This window comes from Gordonia sp. DT218, assembly GCF_049847105.1.
Lineage (GTDB): Bacteria > Actinomycetota > Actinomycetes > Mycobacteriales > Mycobacteriaceae > Gordonia.
Genome location: NZ_JBNCNS010000003.1, coordinates 202,059 through 220,443, shown reverse-complemented (window position 1 = coordinate 220,443; position 18,385 = coordinate 202,059). Strand labels below are relative to the sequence as shown.

Annotated in this window: 23 protein-coding genes; 8 read left to right on the top strand and 15 right to left on the bottom strand. The window is 64.9% G+C overall.

What is annotated here, in order from left to right; translation table 11 throughout:
• Positions 1-17: 17 nt before the first annotated feature.
• On the bottom strand, positions 18-1,379 hold the full coding sequence (locus tag ACPXCG_RS12510; protein ID WP_425792295.1) for a glucose-6-phosphate dehydrogenase: 1,362 nt from the start codon (positions 1,377-1,379) through the stop codon (positions 18-20).
• A gap of 77 nt (positions 1,380-1,456) precedes the next feature.
• On the opposite strand from ACPXCG_RS12510, the gene ACPXCG_RS12505 reads away from it, so the two are divergent.
• Positions 1,457-3,220, top strand: coding sequence for a glycoside hydrolase family 15 protein (locus ACPXCG_RS12505; protein WP_425792294.1), 1,764 nt, complete (start codon positions 1,457-1,459; stop codon positions 3,218-3,220).
• 178 nt (positions 3,221-3,398) lie between these two features.
• Positions 3,399-3,536, top strand: coding sequence for a hypothetical protein (locus ACPXCG_RS12500; RefSeq protein WP_425792293.1), 138 nt, complete (start codon positions 3,399-3,401; stop codon positions 3,534-3,536).
• A gap of 240 nt (positions 3,537-3,776) precedes the next feature.
• Here ACPXCG_RS12500 and ACPXCG_RS12495 read toward each other — a convergent pair whose 3' ends face one another.
• The gene (locus tag ACPXCG_RS12495; protein ID WP_425792292.1) at positions 3,777-4,523 is read right to left on the bottom strand and encodes an SDR family oxidoreductase; all 747 of its coding nucleotides are present in this window, start codon (positions 4,521-4,523) and stop codon (positions 3,777-3,779) included.
• 175 nt (positions 4,524-4,698) lie between these two features.
• Between ACPXCG_RS12495 and ACPXCG_RS12490 the strand changes: the two genes are divergently transcribed.
• Entirely contained in the window at positions 4,699-5,529 is an 831-nt protein-coding gene (locus ACPXCG_RS12490) for a helix-turn-helix transcriptional regulator (protein ID WP_425792291.1), read from the top strand.
• Between the two features lie 171 nt (positions 5,530-5,700).
• Here ACPXCG_RS12490 and ACPXCG_RS12485 read toward each other — a convergent pair whose 3' ends face one another.
• The 4 genes from ACPXCG_RS12485 to ACPXCG_RS12470 form a co-directional block, all read right to left on the bottom strand.
• Positions 5,701-6,642, bottom strand: a complete 942-nt coding sequence (locus ACPXCG_RS12485; RefSeq protein WP_425792290.1) for an oxidoreductase — start codon at positions 6,640-6,642, stop codon at positions 5,701-5,703.
• A 185-nt stretch (positions 6,643-6,827) separates the two neighbouring features.
• Positions 6,828-7,103 (bottom strand): GlsB/YeaQ/YmgE family stress response membrane protein, encoded by a 276-nt coding sequence (locus ACPXCG_RS12480; RefSeq protein ID WP_425792289.1) that lies wholly within the window; start codon positions 7,101-7,103, stop codon positions 6,828-6,830.
• Between the two features lie 50 nt (positions 7,104-7,153).
• Positions 7,154-7,351 carry a CsbD family protein gene (locus ACPXCG_RS12475; protein ID WP_425792288.1) on the bottom strand — a complete coding sequence of 66 codons (198 nt, stop codon included), beginning with the start codon at positions 7,349-7,351 and terminating at the stop codon, positions 7,154-7,156.
• A gap of 94 nt (positions 7,352-7,445) precedes the next feature.
• Positions 7,446-7,946, bottom strand: a complete 501-nt coding sequence (locus ACPXCG_RS12470) for a hemerythrin domain-containing protein (protein ID WP_425792287.1) — start codon at positions 7,944-7,946, stop codon at positions 7,446-7,448.
• A gap of 198 nt (positions 7,947-8,144) precedes the next feature.
• Between ACPXCG_RS12470 and ACPXCG_RS12465 the strand changes: the two genes are divergently transcribed.
• Positions 8,145-9,323, top strand: coding sequence for a zinc-dependent alcohol dehydrogenase (locus ACPXCG_RS12465; RefSeq protein ID WP_425792286.1), 1,179 nt, complete (start codon positions 8,145-8,147; stop codon positions 9,321-9,323).
• 17 nt (positions 9,324-9,340) lie between these two features.
• On the opposite strand, the gene ACPXCG_RS12460 is transcribed toward ACPXCG_RS12465, so the two are convergent.
• Positions 9,341-10,150: an RNA polymerase sigma factor SigF gene (locus ACPXCG_RS12460; protein ID WP_425792812.1), complete on the bottom strand. Its 810-nt coding sequence runs from the start codon at positions 10,148-10,150 to the stop codon at positions 9,341-9,343.
• A gap of 237 nt (positions 10,151-10,387) precedes the next feature.
• Between ACPXCG_RS12460 and ACPXCG_RS12455 the strand changes: the two genes are divergently transcribed.
• Positions 10,388-10,798, top strand: coding sequence for an STAS domain-containing protein (locus ACPXCG_RS12455; RefSeq protein WP_425792285.1), 411 nt, complete (start codon positions 10,388-10,390; stop codon positions 10,796-10,798).
• Here ACPXCG_RS12455 and ACPXCG_RS12450 read toward each other — a convergent pair.
• Positions 10,776-11,228 carry an anti-sigma factor gene (locus ACPXCG_RS12450; RefSeq protein WP_425792284.1) on the bottom strand — a complete coding sequence of 151 codons (453 nt, stop codon included), beginning with the start codon at positions 11,226-11,228 and terminating at the stop codon, positions 10,776-10,778. The genes ACPXCG_RS12455 and ACPXCG_RS12450 overlap by 23 nt on opposite strands.
• A 124-nt stretch (positions 11,229-11,352) precedes the next feature.
• Here ACPXCG_RS12450 and ACPXCG_RS12445 point away from each other — a divergent pair, with 124 nt between their 5' ends.
• Together ACPXCG_RS12445 and ACPXCG_RS12440 are read left to right on the top strand one after the other, a co-directional pair.
• Positions 11,353-12,084: a HemK2/MTQ2 family protein methyltransferase gene (locus ACPXCG_RS12445; protein WP_425792283.1), complete on the top strand. Its 732-nt coding sequence runs from the start codon at positions 11,353-11,355 to the stop codon at positions 12,082-12,084.
• Positions 12,081-12,290 (top strand): CDGSH iron-sulfur domain-containing protein, encoded by a 210-nt coding sequence (locus ACPXCG_RS12440; protein ID WP_425792282.1) that lies wholly within the window; start codon positions 12,081-12,083, stop codon positions 12,288-12,290. Before ACPXCG_RS12445 ends, ACPXCG_RS12440 begins: the two co-directional genes overlap by 4 nt.
• A gap of 5 nt (positions 12,291-12,295) precedes the next feature.
• On the opposite strand, the gene ACPXCG_RS12435 is transcribed toward ACPXCG_RS12440, so the two are convergent.
• From ACPXCG_RS12435 to ACPXCG_RS12420, 4 genes are all read right to left on the bottom strand, one after another.
• A complete protein-coding gene (locus ACPXCG_RS12435; protein WP_425792281.1) occupies positions 12,296-13,294 on the bottom strand; it encodes an iron-containing redox enzyme family protein in 999 nt (332 codons plus the stop codon).
• 100 nt (positions 13,295-13,394) lie between these two features.
• A complete protein-coding gene (locus ACPXCG_RS12430) occupies positions 13,395-13,577 on the bottom strand; it encodes a hypothetical protein (RefSeq protein WP_425792280.1) in 183 nt (60 codons plus the stop codon).
• Positions 13,567-13,728 carry a hypothetical protein gene (locus tag ACPXCG_RS12425; protein ID WP_425792279.1) on the bottom strand — a complete coding sequence of 54 codons (162 nt, stop codon included), beginning with the start codon at positions 13,726-13,728 and terminating at the stop codon, positions 13,567-13,569. The genes ACPXCG_RS12430 and ACPXCG_RS12425 overlap by 11 nt, the downstream gene beginning before the upstream one ends.
• 490 nt (positions 13,729-14,218) lie before the next feature.
• Entirely contained in the window at positions 14,219-14,596 is a 378-nt protein-coding gene (locus ACPXCG_RS12420) for a hypothetical protein (protein ID WP_425792278.1), read from the bottom strand.
• A gap of 15 nt (positions 14,597-14,611) precedes the next feature.
• On the opposite strand from ACPXCG_RS12420, the gene ACPXCG_RS12415 reads away from it, so the two are divergent.
• Positions 14,612-16,405, top strand: a complete 1,794-nt coding sequence (locus ACPXCG_RS12415; RefSeq protein ID WP_425792277.1) for a thiamine pyrophosphate-requiring protein — start codon at positions 14,612-14,614, stop codon at positions 16,403-16,405.
• A gap of 84 nt (positions 16,406-16,489) precedes the next feature.
• Here ACPXCG_RS12415 and ACPXCG_RS12410 read toward each other — a convergent pair whose 3' ends face one another.
• The 3 genes from ACPXCG_RS12410 to ACPXCG_RS12400 are packed head-to-tail and all read right to left on the bottom strand — an operon-like array spanning position 16,490 to position 18,368.
• Positions 16,490-16,792 carry a DUF1634 domain-containing protein gene (locus tag ACPXCG_RS12410; protein WP_425792276.1) on the bottom strand — a complete coding sequence of 101 codons (303 nt, stop codon included), beginning with the start codon at positions 16,790-16,792 and terminating at the stop codon, positions 16,490-16,492.
• Entirely contained in the window at positions 16,789-17,631 is an 843-nt protein-coding gene (locus ACPXCG_RS12405; protein WP_425792275.1) for a sulfite exporter TauE/SafE family protein, read from the bottom strand. Before ACPXCG_RS12405 ends, ACPXCG_RS12410 begins: the two co-directional genes overlap by 4 nt.
• On the bottom strand, positions 17,628-18,368 hold the full coding sequence (locus ACPXCG_RS12400; protein ID WP_425792274.1) for a GntR family transcriptional regulator: 741 nt from the start codon (positions 18,366-18,368) through the stop codon (positions 17,628-17,630). Before ACPXCG_RS12400 ends, ACPXCG_RS12405 begins: the two co-directional genes overlap by 4 nt.
• Positions 18,369-18,385 lie beyond the last annotated feature (17 nt).

Below are 18,385 nucleotides of genomic sequence, written 5' to 3'. Positions count from 1 at the left end.
CGACTGCGGGCCGGCACTCACAGCGCAGGCCAGTCCGTCGGCCCGCTCGAGCCGGCCGGGTACTCGTCAATCGGGACCTGATCGGACCGCCAGGCGTCGAGGATCGGCGCGACGATCCGCCAGCATTGCTCCGCGGTGTCGCCCCGCACCGCGAGAGTTGCGTCGCCGTCGAGGATCCCGGACAACACCTCCGCGTAGGCCCGAGGCGACCCGACCCCCAGATCGGCGTCGAGTTCGGTCGCCTTCAGGTCGAACGGGTGCGAACCGTCGTGCACGTTGAGCCGCAACGACATCGTGTCCGGACCGAAGGAGAACCGGAGAACGTTGCTCGCCGCCTCACCGCGAAACTGTTCCGGCAGATGACGGACCGGCCGGAAGGTGAGGGCGATCTCCTTGACCGCGGGTTCGATCGCCTTGCCCGACCGCAGGGTGAAGGGCACACCCGCCCAGCGGGCGGTACGCACCTCGAAGGTTGCCTCGGCGAGCGTCTCGGTGTTGCGCGACGGATCGACGCCCTCCTCGTCGGTGTAGGCCGGCAGCCGATGACCATCCACCTCACCCGAGGTGTACCGCGCCCGATGGGAGGCACGAATGGGATCGCCCTCCCAGACGCGGGTGGCGCGCAGGGCGGCCGCGGTGGCATCGCGCAGATCTCGCTCGCCCAACGACGCGGGGGAATCCATTGCCACCACCGAGAGGAGTTCGAGCAGGTGACTCTGCAACATGTCGACGAACGCACCGGCTTTGTCGTAATAGCCTGCGCGGCCTTCGAGTCCGAGTGTCTCGTCGTAGCGGATGACCACGGATTCGATGTGATCGGCCGACCACACCGGCTCGAACACACGATTGGCGAACCGCACCCCGATCAGGTCCAGGAGGATCGACTGGCCCAGGAAATGATCGACGCGGAACACCTGGTTCTCCGGGACGAGGTGGGCCAGGGTCTCATTGAACGCGTGGGCGCTCGTCTCATCGGTGCCGAATGGTTTCTCGAGAGCGAGGATCGCGCCGGACGGCACCTCCACGTCCGTCATGGCCTCACACGATGCCTGTGCGATCGCGGGCGGGACGGCGAAGTAGAGGATCGGTCGGCCCTGCGCCGACCCGAGAATCGTTCGAAGCCCGTCGGCGGAACCGATATCCGCCTGCAGATAGGTCGTCGAGTCGGCGAGTCGGGCCGCGGCGGGCGCCGGCTCGTCACCGAACGCGTCGCGGACGCGGTCGCGCCATTGATCGTCGGAGACCTCTCGCCGCCCCACACCGACGAGCCGAACGTCGCGATCCGGCTCGAGAGCAAGGAGCTGCTCGAGTGCCGGCAACAGCAGGCGGGAGGTCAGATCCCCCGTCGCACCAAGGATGAAGAGTGTCGTCTCGGCCATGCCCGACGGTAACGCGCATCGAACTCGCCAGGGCCGAACTCGCCGATACATCGCACGATGGCGGTAAGAATCGATGTATGCGTCCGAACATCGAGGATTACGCCCTGATCGGCGACTGTCGCACCGCAGCGCTCGTGTCGCGTCGCGGCGAGATCGACTGGTTCTGTGTGCCCCGGTTCGACTCGGCGTCGATCTTCGCCGCGCTGCTCGGCGACGAAGAGCACGGCTGCTGGACGCTGGCACCACGGGAGGGATCGGCGCAGTGCAGTCGTGCGTACACGGGGGACACCCTCGTCCTCGTCACGCGATGGGAGACCTCGACCGGCGTGGCCGAGGTGCACGAGTTCATGCCCCTCGACGGCGGTCGGGTCGACCTCGTCCGACGCGTCGTCGGGCTGTCGGGCCACGTCGAGTTCCAGACCGATCTGCGGATGCGCTTCGACTACGCACGGGCGGTGCCGTGGGTCCTGCAGGTCGGCAACGCCGAGGGGCCCGCGCTGCGTGCCATCGCGGGCCCGGACGCGGTGGTCGTGCGGGGGGCGGCGCTGCACGCCGACGGCAACGTGCACCGCGGGTTCTTCACCGTCGAACCCGACGTGACCGTCGACCTCACGCTCACCTGGTATCACTCGCACCGGCCCGAACCCGACCCCCTCGACGTCGACGCGGCGCTCGACCACGCAGTCGGCTGGTGGACCGGATGGTCGAGCCGCATCGACCATTCCGGACCGCACCACGAGCAGATGGTCCGATCGCTGATCACGCTGCGTGCGCTGAGCAATCTCGACACCGGCGGCATCGTCGCCGCCGCGACCACATCACTCCCCGAACAGTTCGGCGGCAGCCGCAACTGGGATTATCGATATGTGTGGCTGCGCGACGCCTCGCTCACCCTGGAGGCGTTGGTGAATCACGGCTTTCTCCGGGTGGCCGAGCACTGGCGCATGTGGCTGATGCGCGCGATCGCCGGCAACACCAAGGAATTGCAGATCATGTACGGCATCGCCGGGGAGCGCGATCTCGAGGAGCGGGAGCTGTCGCATCTGCCGGGCTATCAGAACGCCGCACCGGTCCGGATCGGAAACGGCGCGGTGAACCAATACCAGGGCGATGTGATCGGCGAGGTGCTCTGCGGTCTCGAGTCGGCACGGCAGGCAGGACTGCAGGAAACCCCGATGTCGTGGTCGCTGCAGAAGGCGTTGCTCGAGCAGGTCGAGGCGAATCTCGAACGTCCCGACAACGGGATCTGGGAAATGCGCGGGGACCCGCAGATGTTCACCCATTCCCGCGCGATGATCTGGGCGGCCTTCGATCGCGGTGTCCGTGCGTCCGAAGAGTTCGACCTCGACGGCTCACCCGAGCACTGGCGCGAACTCCGCGCCCGGGTCCGGGCCGAGATCGACAGCGCGGGGGTGGATCCGGCGGCCGGGCGATTTGTCCAATACGCCGGGACCGACGAAGTGGACGCGTCGTTGCTGCTGCTCCCACAGGTCGGTTTCTGCGCCGCCGACGACCCCCGGATGCTCGCGACCGTCGCCGAGATCGAGCGGGTTCTGATGCCCGGCGGACTGGTGCACCGGTATCGCACCGGCTCCGGGGTCGACGGGCTCGACGGCGACGAACATCCGTTCCTGGCCTGCACGTTCTGGCTGGTCACGCAATACGCGATGAGTGGACGGCACCACGACGCGGTGGCGCTGATGGACCGTGCGTGCGCGACCGCCAACGACGTCGGACTGTTCTCCGAGGAGTACGACGTCGGCGCGGGCCGCCAGGCCGGCAACATCCCGCAGGCCCTGTCCCATCTCGCCTTCGTTCGGGCGGCCGACGCGCTGGCGTGACCCTTCGAGACGCTCGCACGCTCGCTCCTCAGGGAACAGGTCACCCGACTATTGCGCGAGCCGGCCGACCGCGCAAGGATGGACTCCAGCGAGGCTTCGCCGGGCAACGTCTGCCCGGTCGGTGGGTGGCGCCGCGCATCCACGATCGTTCGGTGAATTCCCGAGGGAGACAAGACCGATGAAAAGACGATTCATTGCTGTGCTGGCTGCGTGCGCCGCCATTGCCACAATCGGACTGGCCGGCACGGGTCCGGCGACCGCGGCCTGCATGGGCAACGGGATCGACGACCTGACCGCCGAACCCTGCGGCGACTGACCCGCCGAGTAGCCCCACTCGTCCCGCCGATCGAGTAGCCCGGAGCGCTAGCGGAGGGCGTATCGAGATCACTGGCGCACCTGCGGGTTCGAGGGTGATGATCTCGATACGGGTCGTCGCTACGCTCCGTCCCTACTCGATCAACGGTGGGACCGGGTCGTCGCTACGCTCCGGCCCTACTCGATCAACGGGGGTCCCTACTCGATCAACGCGGGTCCCTACTCGATCAACAGGGGAGGATCACCCGGCCTGCTGCGCGAGAGCGGCCATCAGGTCGTCGTAGTTACCCTCATGCGCCGAGAAGCGCAGCGGCTTCACCCGATCAACCAGGATCTCGCGGGTCGCGGTCGGCAGCAGCGACATCACCTCGTCGAGGAAATCGTCGAGCGGCATGGCCCAGTCGGCCTCCGCCTGGCCGGGCATCAGGTCGGTCTGCACGGCCGGCGGAACCAGCTCCAGTACACCGATCCCCTTGTCGGCCAGCTGAAGTCGGAGACTGTCGCTGAACGAGTGGATCGCCGCCTTGGTCGCGCTGTAGGTCGGTGTACCCGCCATCGGAGTGAACGCCAGCCCCGACGACACGGTCATGATGACCGCGTCCGGTTGTGCGGCAAGGAACTCGGCGAATGCCGCGACGAGCCGCAGCGGCCCCAAGATGTTCGTCTCGACCTCGGCGACTGCCGTGTCGAGAAAGCCCGCACCACTCAGATCCTCCGATCGCATGATGCCGGCCATCGCGATCAGGACATTGGTCTCGGGGAACCGCTTCTGCACTTCGGCGCAGGCGCGTGTGACATCGGCGGCATCGGCGGTGTCGATCCTGATCGTCTCCATCCCCGGATGGTCCGACGCGATCTGTTCCAGCAGCGCGACCCGGCGTCCGCCGACAATGACGCGATTGCCGGCCTCGTGCAATCGGAGCGCCAGGCCGAAGCCGATGCCGGAGGTCGCGCCGGGGATGAAAATGGTGTTGCCGGTGATCTTCATGATGTCTCCTTCGCTCCGATGTACTGCCACCTACGACTTCACCGCGTCCGCGCCCGCACTTCAAGGAATCGGTCATCCTTGGATTGCCGATCCCTGGATGCGGGCATCGCCATGCGGAACAGTGGTGGGTACCCACCACTCAGTACCCACCCCGCAGCCAGAATCGAGGAATGCAGTGATCGATCGGTCCGGGCTCGCCGAGTTCCTCCGGCGACGGCGTGAATCGCTCGCACCTGCCGACGTCGGGCTGCCACCCGGACAACGTCGCAGGACGAGCGGCCTGCGACGCGAAGAAGTCGCGATGATCGCCGGGATGTCGACCGACTACTACAGCCGCCTCGAACAACAGCGCGGGCCGCAACCGTCCGACCAGATGGTGGCGGCGATTGCACGTGCATTGCACCTCACTCTCGACGAGCGCGACCACCTCTTCCGCCTCGCCGGGCACAATGCCCCCGACCGCATGGCCATTCCCGACCACGTCGGTCCGGGCATGATGCGCATCCTCGATCGGCTCGCCGATACGCCCGCGATGGTGGTGAACAGTGCCGGAGAGACGCTCGTGCAAACCGCGCCCGGTGTCGCACTGGTCGGCGACGAGACACAGTTCACCGGCCTTCACCGCAGCATCGCCTACCGATGGTTCACCGATCCGGCCACCAGACAACGTTTTCCGGTCGACGACCACGATCACCATGCACGGGCACACACCGCCCGGCTCCGGGCGGCGGTCACCCGCGAGGGGGCAGGGTCACACGCGGCCGAGGTCGCCGACGCATTACTCGCGGCGAGTCCGGAGTTCGGCGAGATCTGGGGCCGGCACGACGTCGCCACGTCGCTGACCGATCAGCGCAAACGCCTTCTCCATCCGGATCTGGGGCTGATCGAGGTCTTCTGCCAGACCCTCCTCGACCCCGACGGCACGCAGGCCCTGCTGGTCTACACCGCGACACCGGGCAGCGAGAGCCATCAGAAGCTGGCGATGTTGAGCGCGGTGGGGGTGTGAGGGGTGTGGTCGGGTGATCTCGATACGCCTCGTCGCTACGCTCCTCGGCTACTCGATCAGCGGGGCACCGCCTCGTCGCTACGCTCCTCGGCTACTCGATCGGCGAAGATGCGCGGCCTCCCGCCGGTCGAGTAGCCACGCGAGCGAAGCGAGCCGGCGTATCGAGACCACTCACCGCCCAAACGCGTACGTGACCCCGGTCAGCTCTTCTGCCGTGTCCCACAAACGGTTTCCGAGTTCCCCGTCGAAGACCCGATGGCTGGGCACCACAAGCACCGGAGGTCCGCTGAACTGCCCCGGGCCCGACGGACCGAAATACTGGCCACCGATCACACCCGGATCGGTGGAAGCGCGCACGGACGGCAATGCGCCTTCCGGACCCTCCATGATGAAGGACCTGCGCAACCAGTGCAGCGACGGCGTGGTGAACAGCCACTGCAGCAGCCGGCCCGAATCGCGCATCACCCCACTGTGGGTGGCACCCGGATGCGCGGCCACCGAGATCGGCGCGGTGTGGCCGCTCGCCGACAGCCGACGCTGCAATTCCATCGCGAACACCAACTGCGAGAACTTCGCACGTGCGTAGGCACGTGAGGTGCTGAACGAGTGGTCCATCGTCAGATCGTCGAAATCGATGACGCCGGCGCGATGCGCACTGCTGCCGACCGTCACCACCCGTCCCGCATCCGCCGACAACAGGCGCTCGAGGAGCAGGCCCGTCAATGCGAAGTGGCCGAGAAAACTGGTCCCGAAATCCATCTCGAAGCCGTCGGCGGTGAATTCGCGTCGACCGGCCATGACTCCCGCGTTGTTGATCAGGACATCGACCACCGGATGGCTGTTGCCGATCTCGTCGGCCGCCTTGCGCACCGACGCGAGGTCACCGAGATCGAGCTGCACGATGTCCAGCCGAGCAGCGGGCACACCGGCGAGGATGTCGGCGCGGGCGGCGGCTGCGGCGTCGACGTTGCGGCAAGCCATCAGCACGTGGGCACCCAGCCGCGCCAGGTGGCGCGTGGTCGCCAGGCCGATGCCCGTGTTGGCACCAGTGACCACCACGGTCTTGCCGTCCATCCGCGGCGCATCTGCCGGCGTCCACCCGTTCTTCGCCATCACCCTCACCCTTGTGTCCGTGTGTCCACCACCCCACGACGTTCGTGCCATTCGTTCGCCGCTTCAGCCTGCCACAATGCCCGCCGAGCCCGTTCTGGGTGTCCGCTGCCGCGCTGGCATGAGGCACAGGTGAAATGGCGGCCACCGTGGATCACGGTGACCGCCACAAAGGGTTTCAGGGGAGATCAGTGGTGGCTGACCTGCCGTCCGCGTACCGCGAGGTATGCCGCGATCAGGGCGATGGCCACGACGACCCCCACGATGAACGGGATGACCTCCCATCCACCGTTGCTGTTGCTGTAGCCCACCTGATAAGTCAGCCACGAACCGATCAGTGATCCCAATATCCCGAGCACGATCGTCATGATGACGCCGACATTCTGCTTGCCCGGCATGATGAGCCGGGCCAGTGCACCGACGATCAGACCCACAACGATGGCACTGATGATGGTTCCGATCATGTTTCACCTATCCGTTCTTCGAGTGGCATCGACCGCACGAGATGGCCGGGTCAGTGCCCGGTCAACTTGTCCTTGACCTTGCCGGCTGCGTCCTTGACACTCTCGACGCCGTCTTTCACCGCCGACGACGCCTGGTCGCCCTTGCCCTCGTTCTTGAGATCACCGTCGCCGGTCACGCTTCCGGTGGCCTCTTTGGCCTTGCCTTGCAGGTCTTCTGCCTTGTTCGAGATCTTGTCGTCGAGACCCATCGTGTGCTCCTTGGATCGAATGTCGTTTGCGTACACTCTTGATACCCACCGGGCCCGTGGATCAAACATCGTCCCGCGGATGTTGACGACCCGCTCACCTCACGATCGCGTCGATGGTCTTCTTCAGGGCTGACGGCTGTGCGGGTGAGTGCGGCGCCTTCTTCTTCAATTCCAGCAGCTCTTCACCGAGCCGCTGGAGTTCTTTCCGGCCCAGTGTCTTACGCACCTTGGGAAACCATTCGGACTCTTCCTCCTCGATGTGATGCTCCACGTTCTCGATCAGAACGGTGGTCTTGGCATCGAATCGCTCGTCTTCGGGTTTCATCGTGACGAGTTCCATCACCAGCAGGTCGGCCACGTGGTGCTCTTCATACGACTCGAGGATGTCGTCCTCGACGGCGGGCACGGCCTTGCGGACCGCCGGGTACATCCCTTCGTTCTCGATGTAGGTGTGCACGGTGAGGGCGTCGATGATCTTCCCGACGATGTCACCTTTCGTCTTCGTCGCGTTCGGACCTGCGGCACGGAAATCGTTGAACAGCTTCTTGATCTGCTTGTGGTCGTCTTTCAGGATCACGATCGCATCTGTCGACATGGTGGTCTCCTCGAAGTAATGGTGCGATGGGTCGGCGGACGGTGACCAGGGCCGAGGCGCCGCTGCCCGTTCCGACGCTGACGGTGATGTATGCCCGTGCACCGCTCACGTCAAACCACCTGCGCCCGTCAGATCGGCGGAGGTTTGATCCTGATCCACCGCGGGCACGCTGCGAGTGAACCGATCAGAGGAGATCATATGCGCGCAGTCACTTGGCAGGGCACGCGAAACGTCGCCGTCGAGGATGTCCCCGATCCGCAGATCCAAGAGGATTCGGACGCCGTCATCCGGGTCACCTCGACCAACATCTGCGGATCCGACCTCCACCTGTACGAAGTTCTCGGGGCATTCATGAAACCGGGCGACATCCTCGGCCACGAACCCATGGGTGTGGTGGAGGAAGTCGGCTCACAGGTCGGCGATCTCGCCGTCGGGGACCGGGTCGTGATCCCGTTCCAGATCTCGTGCGGATCGTGTTACACGTGCACGCAGGAGCTGTACACCCAGTGCGAGACGACTCAAGTGCGCGATCAGGGAATAGGCGCGGCGCTCTTCGGCTTTTCGAGCCTTTACGGATCGGTTCCCGGTGGTCAGGCCGAGTACCTGCGCGTTCCGCAGGCACAGTTCACCCACATCAAGGTCCCTGGTGACGCACCGGATTCCCGATATGTCTATCTGTCCGATGTTCTTCCGACCGCGTGGCAGGCGGTCGCCTACGCCGACATCCCGGCGGGAGGATCGGTCACCGTCCTTGGCCTCGGCCCGATCGGCGACATGGCCGCACGCATCGCGGCCCACCAGGGTGCCGAGGTGATCGCGGTCGACCGCGTACCCGAGCGGTTGGCACGCATACGGGCACGCGGCATCCACACCATCGATCTCGACGAGGTCGACGACATCGGAGATGCTGTCCGCGAGTTGACGCATGGTCGTGGCACCGACGCGGTGATCGATGCGGTGGGCATGGAGGCACACGGCTCCCCGGTGAACAAGATGATGCAACGGGTTGTCGCGATGCTGCCGGACACTGTCGCCGAGCCGATGATGCGCAAGACCGGTGTCGACCGCCTGTCGGCGCTCTACTCCGCCATCGACATCGTGCGTCGCGGAGGCACCCTGTCCATCATCGGCGTCTACGGCGGAACCGCCGACCCCCTGCCGATGTTGACGATGTTCGACAAGCAGATCCAGATCCGTATGGGCCAGGCGAATGTGAAGAAATGGGCGCCGGACATCATGCCCCTGCTCGGCGACGACGATCCCCTCGGTGTAGACTCCTTTGCCACACACGAACTCCCACTGAACGACGCGCCGCACGCGTACGACATCTTCCAGCGCAAGGCCGATGGCGCCGTCAAGGTGATCCTGAAACCGTAGGCGGTTGCGCACGCCGGTCAGGGTCGGTGGTCCGGGCCCCACTTCTCGGGCAGCGGGGTCAGTTCGTCGCGAAGTCGGGCCAGCGTCCGGTTCAGCAGCCGCGAAACGTGCATCTGCGAGATACCGACTTCTGCGGCGATCTCACTCTGCGACATCGAGTGGAAGAAACGCAGACTCACTATCTGCCGTTCCCGCTCGGGCAGGGTCGCCAAAGCCGGTCGCAGCGCCACGATCTCATCGATTTGAGCGATCCGCTCGTCGTCGGCGCCCAGGGTGTCGATGATCGATCGCCCGTCATCGTCATCGGGCTCGGAATCGATGGACGTGGCGTTGTAGGCAGAACGCGCCATCAGGCCGTCGATCACGTCCGCGACGGGGATGCCGAGGTATTCGGCGAGTTCGCTGGGGCGCGGCGACCTGCCCAACCGTTGGACCAGTTCGTCACTGGCCCGGTTGATGCTCAGCGAGGTCTCTTTGGCCCGTCGTGGCACCCTGATCGCCCACATGCTGTCACGGAAATGACGCTTCACCTCACCCATGACCGTCGGCACAGCGAACGACAGGAAACTCCCTCCACGTCGCGGGTCGAAACGGTCGACGGAATTGACCACTCCGATGCGCGCGACCTGGACGAGATCGTCGACCGATTCCCCGCGGCCACTGAATCGGCGCGCGACGTGGTCGGCCAGTGGGAGACATCGTTCGACGATGTCCGAGCGCATTCGCGCCCTGACCTGGTCGTCGGCGGCCTCGCGCAGCGCTTGGATCGCCGGCGCCACGTCTGCATAGTCGTCCACCCGAGAGTTGCCGGCCGACGTGTCGCGCAGCGCCGAATCGTTCTCGGGTGTCGAGGTCAAGCAATTCCTCCGGAGGGTGGTGTGGCATGCGAGGTCAGTATCACTCCAACGTAGCGGCTACCCGGGTGGTGTCCCTTCTAAACTCCACTTGTCGACGGATGGCCGGCGCCGTACGGTTGGTCATAGCGGTTCAGCCAACAGCTGCAGCAGCGAGACCTCGGAACGCGTGTCTCGCCGCACTCGTACAACTCGGAACGAGGCAGACGCATGAGCCTGGATTCACACATCACTTTTCGCGACTCGCTGGCGCCTGCGGCAGGTGCGAGACCTGCAGTAGGCAATCTCACGGCGGCCAGAACCATTTGTGTACAACAGTTCTCGGGTGAGATCGACCTACAGAGCGTGGCCGACTTCGCCGTGGCGCTGGATCGGCTGACCGGTCGCCGGCCAGAGTGTGTGCTGCTGGATCTGCTGCAGGTGCGTTTCCTCAGCACCTCCGGGCTGGCGGTGCTCGGCAAGTTCTGCGATGACGCCGCTCGACGTCACATACCAGTTGCCGTCGCCTGCGGTCGCGCCGTCGCGCGGCCCGTCGAGGCATGCCGCCTCGACGACGCGATCGATCTCCATGATTCGTTGGCTGAAGCCAGCAGGTCGCTCACCTCGGTCGAGTTCCGCTGAGCAACTTGGCCAGCCGAACCGTGGCATCACGGCGGTGGGCGGTGTCGACGTAGGTGACCGCTTGAGCATCGGTCACCGTCTCCACCACATGCCAACCGAAACCAGCCGTGTCCAATTCAATGGCGGGCTCGATCGCGCCCGCCACCTCGCCGACGAACCCGGCCTCCCCGACATGTAGTGAGACGCGCAGACAACCGGCGTCGACCGACGCCACGATGAGTTGCGAGCAGACCTCGTCGATCGCGAGTTGGATGTCGGCGACGTCGTCGATGGTCCAGTCGTCGGCATAGAGGGTGCCTTCCACCACTGCTCGGACGATCTGGAGTCTGTCGGCGCGTGCAGGCACACTCAACTCCACGGGCGCATCCGCCGACAGCGCGACGTCGTCGATGACACGGTGGTCATCGGTGATGTTGCGGTTCTCGGTCACTGCGTGCTCTCCTCACCCGCGACAATTCATCTCGCCGCAGTCATACCCCCACGTCGCCGGGCTGAAACCTCCGGGCCCGTCCTCCTTCGGTTTGACATGAGCGTCTACTGGGAACAAGAGAGGCATGACGCTCAGCTGTGATGCCCCAGTACCAGGCGGATTGGGACTACCGATCCCTCCTGAAACGGTCTACCGGCCACAGGAAGACTCGCAACTGTTGGTCGACGCAGTCCGGCGGTCCTGTCGTGTCCCCGGGACCCGGGCAGCGGACCTGTGCACCGGAACCGGCGTCGTCGCCATCGAGCTGGCCCGACTGGGTGCCGCCTCGGTGCTCGCAATCGATTCGTGCCCGGGCGCCGCGCAGTCCGCCGCGGCGCGCTGCCAGAAAGTGTCCGACATCGTCACGGTCGAACATCGCGATCTCAACGACCTCACCGGCCGGGACACATTCGACCTCGTGACCTGCAATCCGCCTTATGTACCGACGCCGCCCGACCTAGACGTCACCGACGAGTATGCCTGGCCGCGGAACGCCTGGGATGGCGGTCCCGACGGTCGGTCGGTGCTCGATCCGCTGTGCGCCGGCGCCGCCGAACTGCTCAATCCCGGCGGAACTCTCCTGCTCGTACAATCGGAGTTCGCCGACCCGGCCGAAACTGTCGCGGCACTGCGTCGTACCGGCCTCCATGCCGACGTCGTGGCGCGCCGTCGTGTTCCGTTCGGGCCCGTACTCACCGCTCAGGCCACCTGGTTCGAAGATCTCGGGCTCCTCGACACCGATCGTCGGGTAGAGGAACTCGTGGTCGTGCGCGCCGACCGACCATCCACATCCGCGGCGCCGCGAGGTCATCGATGAGCAGCTCGTCCGAACCGACTCGCGTACGCATGGTGCGGGGTGGACCGATGCTGGTGTCCGGACCGGTGGACATCGAGATGCCAGACGGATCGCACGTCCGGTCCGACCGGTTCGCGGTCGCTGTGTGCGCATGCGGCCGCAGCCGGCGGTATCCGCTGTGCGACACCAGCCACCGGCGTCGTATCCGAGCCGACAATGCGGGCTGAGACCGTCACACGAGGAGTTCGCCCAGCTCCCAGACGGAACGCAGCCCCCGGTCGAAGGCGTCCTCCACCAACAGGAACCCACGGATTCCGAACACGACATCCGCCTCCAGATTCGGCTCGGCGCGCACGAGTTCGCCCACGACGTCGTGTCGCAGGATCTGCTCGTGGACAGCGTCTGCCTCGACGTGCTCGGCATAGAAGTGTCGGCACGTCTCCGGGGCGTCGAGACGTTCAAGGCCGGACAACAATCGCTGCGAGCCCGGCGGCGACGTGATCTCGGTGGCAGCGAGGTGCCCGACCGTGGCCCCGCGCAGGGATCGATGTAAACCGAAGAGTGACATGAGGTTCACCGGAGCCAGCGCCCATCCGGGCGCACCGTCGAGATAGGCGAGATAATCGGGGCGCAGGTCTGCGGCGGCCAACAGATCCGCGAACAGGTCTTGGTGGACCGCTTCCGCACGGCCCCCACCGAATTCATCGAACTCGACCGCGACGAACGCAGCCTTCGCAGCGCCCCGCAGCCGCGGGATGGCCCATGCGTGGGGGTCGGCCTCTTTGAGGTGGTACAGCGAGCGCATCGCGAACATGTCACGGAATTGCCGCCAGGAACCGCTGTCGCGCAGGATGAACGAGACGCCGTCGCCGTCGGCGGGCTCGACGCAGAGCCGATTCATTTCGATCTCGGGCGACGAGAAGTCGTCCGCGGGACCAATGTCGGCGCGTACCGCAGCCAGGAAATGCCGCTCGAGCTCTCGGCGGAACGCAAGGATCTGGATATCCCATTCCCGATCGTCGCGTACCCCGGTCCAGCCGGTGTAATGCATCTCGTAGGCGACGTAGAGCGCGAGCTGCAGGTCGTCGCCGTAAGGGTCTGCCTCATCCACGCCGATCGGCAGTTCGAGGGGACGCTCGCCCTCGAGCGCCTCGATCAGTGCTGCAGACAACCGGCCGCGCGATGCCGGCAATTCGGCCGTCACCGCGTGGCCGCGACGATCAGCAAGCATGGATAACCTCTCGCGGGCGGACAGTGGGACGGCACGCGACTACCCGATCGGGCCGGCGGCCAAACATCACCATCACCGACGAGCCTACCGATCAGACCTGTCAATCCGGGGGTTCCGCATCCCCAGCTGCGGGCGAAGCCGGATCGCCGGTTCCCGAGTCGGTCGCCGCGGCCGGATCGACCTGCGGATTCTCATCCGGATCGGGGACGTCTACATGCTCGTCCTCGAGCTCGTCGACCGTTTCACGGGCGCCGCGCACATCGTCGGGAGTGTTATCCCGCATCGTCGACCTCGCTCTTGCGTGCGACCTCCGGGGCGACCTCCCGCGTGGCCATACCGCCGCTGCCGTCGTTGTCGGCGGGTCCCGGGTGGAGCACATCCCGCGTCTCACCCGACGTCGGCTCGGTCGAATCGGTGTCTGGTTCCCTCATCATCGCAACTCTCATTCGGTTGTCGGGACCGCGTGGCGGACGTCTTCGCCGGACGGCCACCCGAGCTGAACGATTGAACTCCGGCAGCCCGACCCCGCGAGATCACGCGGCACCAATGGCGGCTGGATTCCAGGCATACCCAAGATGCGACGCCGTCAAACAGGAGGCACGCGCAGCTCGAATGTTTGGCGCCGACCGATAGTGGGCACTCACGCACGGCCTAAGAACGCGGGCCACGCAAACAATTTTGAGAGAAGGCCACTATGGCGGTCACCCCGAAGAAATCGACCAATTCTTCGGGAGCGCCCAACGTGACGCCGAAGCTCGACTCCAGATCGTCCAACGACGTGGTGTGGCCTGACCCTTCGCCGCTCCGCGATTGGTGGACCTCGGTCATGGACTCCGATCAAGACGCTTCCGACGAGTCCGATCACGATGTCGAGGAGACGACGTGAACGGGTCGAACTCGGAATGGTCTGGACCAGAATGCGAACTACTGACTTTCGCCACTCGATGTGCGCGTTACGGTGGCGGTCCGGCAGACCACATCAGGGACCGGTTCGGCATAGACGAGACGGAGTTCTTCGCTCGCATCCTCGATGCCACCGACCAGAGTGGGCCATACCACAACATCGAAGACCACAACATCGAAGACCACGACATCGAAGGCCATGACATCGCCGAGTTGCGACGCGTTGCTCGGCGACGGCTCTGGCTGCAACGAGCGTGAAACCGGGAGCACGTCGGGTCGCGCGCCTGTCACGAGCAGCGTGTACCGAAGCACGCAGACTCCGTCCACGAATCGGACATCTCGTCCGATGTGTTTGACCAACGCCCAACGGGTACTGCCCAAGGTGAGCGAACGAGCCACCAGGGAGGAGTGTTCATGAGTGAGAAGGTCGCCGACGTCGTGCTGTCCCGGCTCCGCGAATGGGGTGTCCGACAGGTGTTCGGCTATCCCGGGGACGGGATCAACGGGCTGCTGGCCGCGTGGGCGGAGGCCGACGACGACCCGCAGTTCGTGCAGTCACGTCACGAGGAGATGAGCGCATTCGAGGCCGTGGGCTTCGCGAAATTTTCCGGAGAGGTCGGCGTGTGCACCGCGACCAGCGGCCCCGGCGGTGTGCATCTTCTCAACGGGCTCTACGACGCCAAACTCGACCACGTGCCGGTGGTCGCGATCGTCGGACAGACGGAACGGTCGGCGATGGGCGGCTCATATCAGCAAGAGATCGACATGCTCTCGCTCTACAAGGACGTCTGCAGCGACTACGTGCAGATGTGCACCGTGCCCGAACAGATCCCCAACCTCATCGATCGCGCGATCCGGGTCGCGATCACCGAACGTGCACCGACCGCGCTGATCTTCCCGTCGGACGTCTTCGAGCTGGACTATTCACCCCCGCAGCACGAGTTCAAACATGTCCCGTCCAGCCTGGGCATCGAGCAGGCCACGCCCGATCCCGATCCCGCCGCCGTTTCCCGTGCCGCCGACGTGCTGAACGCAGGCACCAAGGTCGCCATGCTGGTCGGCCAAGGTGCGCGTGGGTGTGTCGATGAACTCACCCAGGTCGCCGAAAAGTTGGGCGCCGGCTGCGCAAAGGCCCTTCTCGGTCGAGATGTGTTGCCCGACACCCTCCCGTGGGTCACCGGCTCCATCGGCCTGCTCGGCACCACGGCCAGCTACCATCTGATGCGCGACTGCGACACCTTGCTGATGGTCGGATCCAATTTTCCCTATTCCCAGTTCCTCCCGGAACTCGACCAGGCGCGCGGCGTCCAGATCGACCGATCGGGAAAATGGATAGGCATGCGCTACCCCAACGAGGTCAACCTCGTCGGGGACGCGAAACGCACGTTGCAGCAACTCCTGCCGAAACTCGAGCGCAAGCAGGACCGTAGCTGGCGCGACTCGGTGGAGAAGCACGTGACGCAGTGGCACTCCACCGCAACGCGACAGGCCATGACCGATGCCGATCCGATCAACCCGATGCGTATCTTCCATGAGTTCTCGAAGCGCGCGCCCTCGAATGCCATCGTCACCGCCGACTCCGGAAGTGCCGCAAACTGGTACGCCCGGCACATCTCATTTCGAGACGACATGCGGGGATCGTTGTCGGGAACACTGGCCACGATGGGACCTGCAGTGCCCTACGTGATCGGAGCGAAATGGGCCCATCCCGAGCGGCCGGCGGTCGCCTTCGAAGGTGACGGCGCAATGCAGATGAACGGTCTCGCCGAGATGCTGACGGTCGCCCGCTATTGGCGACAATGGCAGGATCCGCGCCTGATCGTGGCGGTGTTGCACAACAACGACCTGAACCAGGTCACGTGGGAACAGCGTGCCATGACGAGTTCTCCGAAGTTCAAAGCATCGCAGACGCTTCCGGAGGTCGACTACGCCGCGTTCGCGCGCGGCATCGGGCTCGGCGGCATCAACGTCGAGAGTTCAGATCAGATCGCGGGTGCCTGGGATCAAGCACTGGCGGCCGACCGCCCGACCCTCCTCGACGTCCGCTGCGATCCGAACGTCCCGCCGATACCGCCTCATGCAACGCTCGATCAGGCGAAGTCGCTCAGTACCGCACTGGTCAAGGGCGATGAGGATGCGTGGGGAATCGTCAAGCAGGGGGCCAAACAAAAAGTGCAGCAATATCTTCCGGGAACCAAGGCGGACTGACAACTCGCGCGCAGCGGCGAAGTCGTCGACAACGTCCGTGGTCTCGGCGAACTGCTACCGATGATGTTCGGGGATGACCGGCACTCACCCGATCAGAGCACCCGCGGCAATGAGTACGAGCACAAGCGCCGTGATGACGACGAACGGTTTGTCGGCCGAGCGTGCGAAATGATCGACCATCATCACCAGCCGCACGACCGGAAGAAGGACCAACAGACCGCAACCGGCGGAGAGGAGGATGGTGGCAGCGACGTCGGCGTCGGTCCATGAGCAGACGGTCCCAGCGACCAACAGCATGGCGATTGACACGGTTCCAACACGCATCAGCGTGGCCAGTCTCCCGGCCAGGCGTTGGTCGTTCGTGGTGATCACAGGGTTCTGCTTCACGCGGATGCGCCCCAGTTCAAGCCGAACGCACTGGCGGACATGGGTATCGCCACACCAACGAGAACGACCATGAAAACGATCCGGAGTGCAGGACCGGCAGCCCGCACGAGAATCTTCGCGCCGAGAATCGATCCGGCAAGCGAACCGAGTATCACAGGGGCAGCCGATCCGAGGTCGAGGTCTCCCGAGAGCAGAAAGGCTGCGGCCGCACCGCATGCAGTGGCACCGATCATGAGATTTGCTGTGGCAGAGGATGCTTTGATGGGTATCTTCAGGGCCGAATCCATCGCGGGGATCTTGAGGACTCCGCTTCCGATGCCCAACAGTGCCGAAAGCACTCCAGCGCCAACCATCAACATCGCACCCAATGGCAGCCGCACGACCTGATACGAGACGATGCTGCCATCGTGATTGGCGAATGCACCAGCAACGCTTCGATATCGGCCACCATGGTGGGCTCGACCGACCTGGGTGCGGCGACCGGTAGCCAATTGGACCGCCGATACCAGCAAGACAGCGGAGAAGATGCCATACAGCATGGGACCCGGAACGATGCCGATCATCAGCACCCCAATGAGCGATCCCATTGTCGTGGCCACCTCCAGAACGACGGCCAGACGCAGGTTCGTCAACCCTGCGGCAAGGAAGCTCGGCGCACCGGCACACGAACAGGCAATGACCGAGAGCAGGCTCACGCCCACCGCCATGACGAAAGGTGCGTGTGCAACCAGGGTCAGCAGCGGCACGACGAAGATGCCCCCGGCCATCCCCAGCGCACTACCGAGAGCGCCCGCTGCGAGCGCGCCGAACAGCAACACGGCAAAGAGTGTGCCGGTCACTGATCGGCACCCGCGTTGGTTTCCGGCCGAGAGAGACGTGTGGTGAATGTGATCGAGTCGCCCCGATAGTGCAATACCTCGTAGTCGACCGGCCGTTGACCAATCGTGTACGACGTTCGATCGATCCGGAAGATCGCGCTCCCCGACTCGATCTGCAACGCGTCCGCGACCGCCGGCTGCGCGGTACTGGCTTGGAGTGCGTAACTGGCATCGATCAAAGGGGTGCCATGCCGTGTCTCCAAGAGTGTGAAGATCGGCTCGTTCTCCAGGTCGTCGCGAGCGACGAGCCGGCCCAGATCGAGCGGCAGGTAGGTCTGATCGAAGGACACTGGATGTCCGGCGGCCAGACGTACACGCTCGATATGGGTGACCTCAGCCCCCAGCGGAAGTTCCAACGCTTCCCGGACATCAGTCGATGCAGCAATTTCCTCGACCAGGAGCACTCGCGCACGCGAACGCAATCCTCGTGCCTCCATGTCCTCGACAAATCCGGTCAAGGCAGTGAGTGGCTGACTGAATCTCGGAACGGCGACGAAACTTCCCCGACCACGTTCGGTGACCACGAGGTTTCGGGCCACAAGATTCTGGATCGCCCGCCGTACGGTGATCCGGCTGACCCCGTACTCCTCGATCAACTTGTCTTCTGTCGGCAGCTGATCACCGGGCCGCAGATCGACCCCGAAACGGGCGAGAAGCGCCGACTCCACCTGTGCATACAACGGAGTCCCAGTGTTCATCAGAGCAACATACATTA

What these genes read in the sequence shown, in the direction of transcription:
- ACPXCG_RS12510 (WP_425792295.1), bottom strand. Translation starts at nt 1,379, where the DNA reads ATGGCCGAGACGACACTCTTCATCCTTGGTGCGACGGGGGATCTGACC.
- ACPXCG_RS12505 (WP_425792294.1), top strand. Translation starts at nt 1,457, where the DNA reads ATGCGTCCGAACATCGAGGATTACGCCCTGATCGGCGACTGTCGCACC.
- ACPXCG_RS12500 (WP_425792293.1), top strand. Translation starts at nt 3,399, where the DNA reads ATGAAAAGACGATTCATTGCTGTGCTGGCTGCGTGCGCCGCCATTGCC.
- ACPXCG_RS12495 (WP_425792292.1), bottom strand. Translation starts at nt 4,523, where the DNA reads ATGAAGATCACCGGCAACACCATTTTCATCCCCGGCGCGACCTCCGGC.
- ACPXCG_RS12485 (WP_425792290.1), bottom strand. Translation starts at nt 6,642, where the DNA reads ATGGCGAAGAACGGGTGGACGCCGGCAGATGCGCCGCGGATGGACGGC.
- ACPXCG_RS12480 (WP_425792289.1), bottom strand. Translation starts at nt 7,103, where the DNA reads ATGATCGGAACCATCATCAGTGCCATCGTTGTGGGTCTGATCGTCGGT.
- ACPXCG_RS12475 (WP_425792288.1), bottom strand. Translation starts at nt 7,351, where the DNA reads ATGGGTCTCGACGACAAGATCTCGAACAAGGCAGAAGACCTGCAAGGC.
- ACPXCG_RS12470 (WP_425792287.1), bottom strand. Translation starts at nt 7,946, where the DNA reads ATGTCGACAGATGCGATCGTGATCCTGAAAGACGACCACAAGCAGATC.
- ACPXCG_RS12465 (WP_425792286.1), top strand. Translation starts at nt 8,145, where the DNA reads ATGCGCGCAGTCACTTGGCAGGGCACGCGAAACGTCGCCGTCGAGGAT.
- ACPXCG_RS12455 (WP_425792285.1), top strand. Translation starts at nt 10,388, where the DNA reads ATGAGCCTGGATTCACACATCACTTTTCGCGACTCGCTGGCGCCTGCG.
- ACPXCG_RS12445 (WP_425792283.1), top strand. Translation starts at nt 11,353, where the DNA reads ATGACGCTCAGCTGTGATGCCCCAGTACCAGGCGGATTGGGACTACCG.
- ACPXCG_RS12440 (WP_425792282.1), top strand. Translation starts at nt 12,081, where the DNA reads ATGAGCAGCTCGTCCGAACCGACTCGCGTACGCATGGTGCGGGGTGGA.
- ACPXCG_RS12435 (WP_425792281.1), bottom strand. Translation starts at nt 13,294, where the DNA reads ATGCTTGCTGATCGTCGCGGCCACGCGGTGACGGCCGAATTGCCGGCA.
- ACPXCG_RS12430 (WP_425792280.1), bottom strand. Translation starts at nt 13,577, where the DNA reads ATGCGGGATAACACTCCCGACGATGTGCGCGGCGCCCGTGAAACGGTC.
- ACPXCG_RS12425 (WP_425792279.1), bottom strand. Translation starts at nt 13,728, where the DNA reads ATGATGAGGGAACCAGACACCGATTCGACCGAGCCGACGTCGGGTGAG.
- ACPXCG_RS12415 (WP_425792277.1), top strand. Translation starts at nt 14,612, where the DNA reads ATGAGTGAGAAGGTCGCCGACGTCGTGCTGTCCCGGCTCCGCGAATGG.
- ACPXCG_RS12400 (WP_425792274.1), bottom strand. Translation starts at nt 18,368, where the DNA reads ATGAACACTGGGACTCCGTTGTATGCACAGGTGGAGTCGGCGCTTCTC.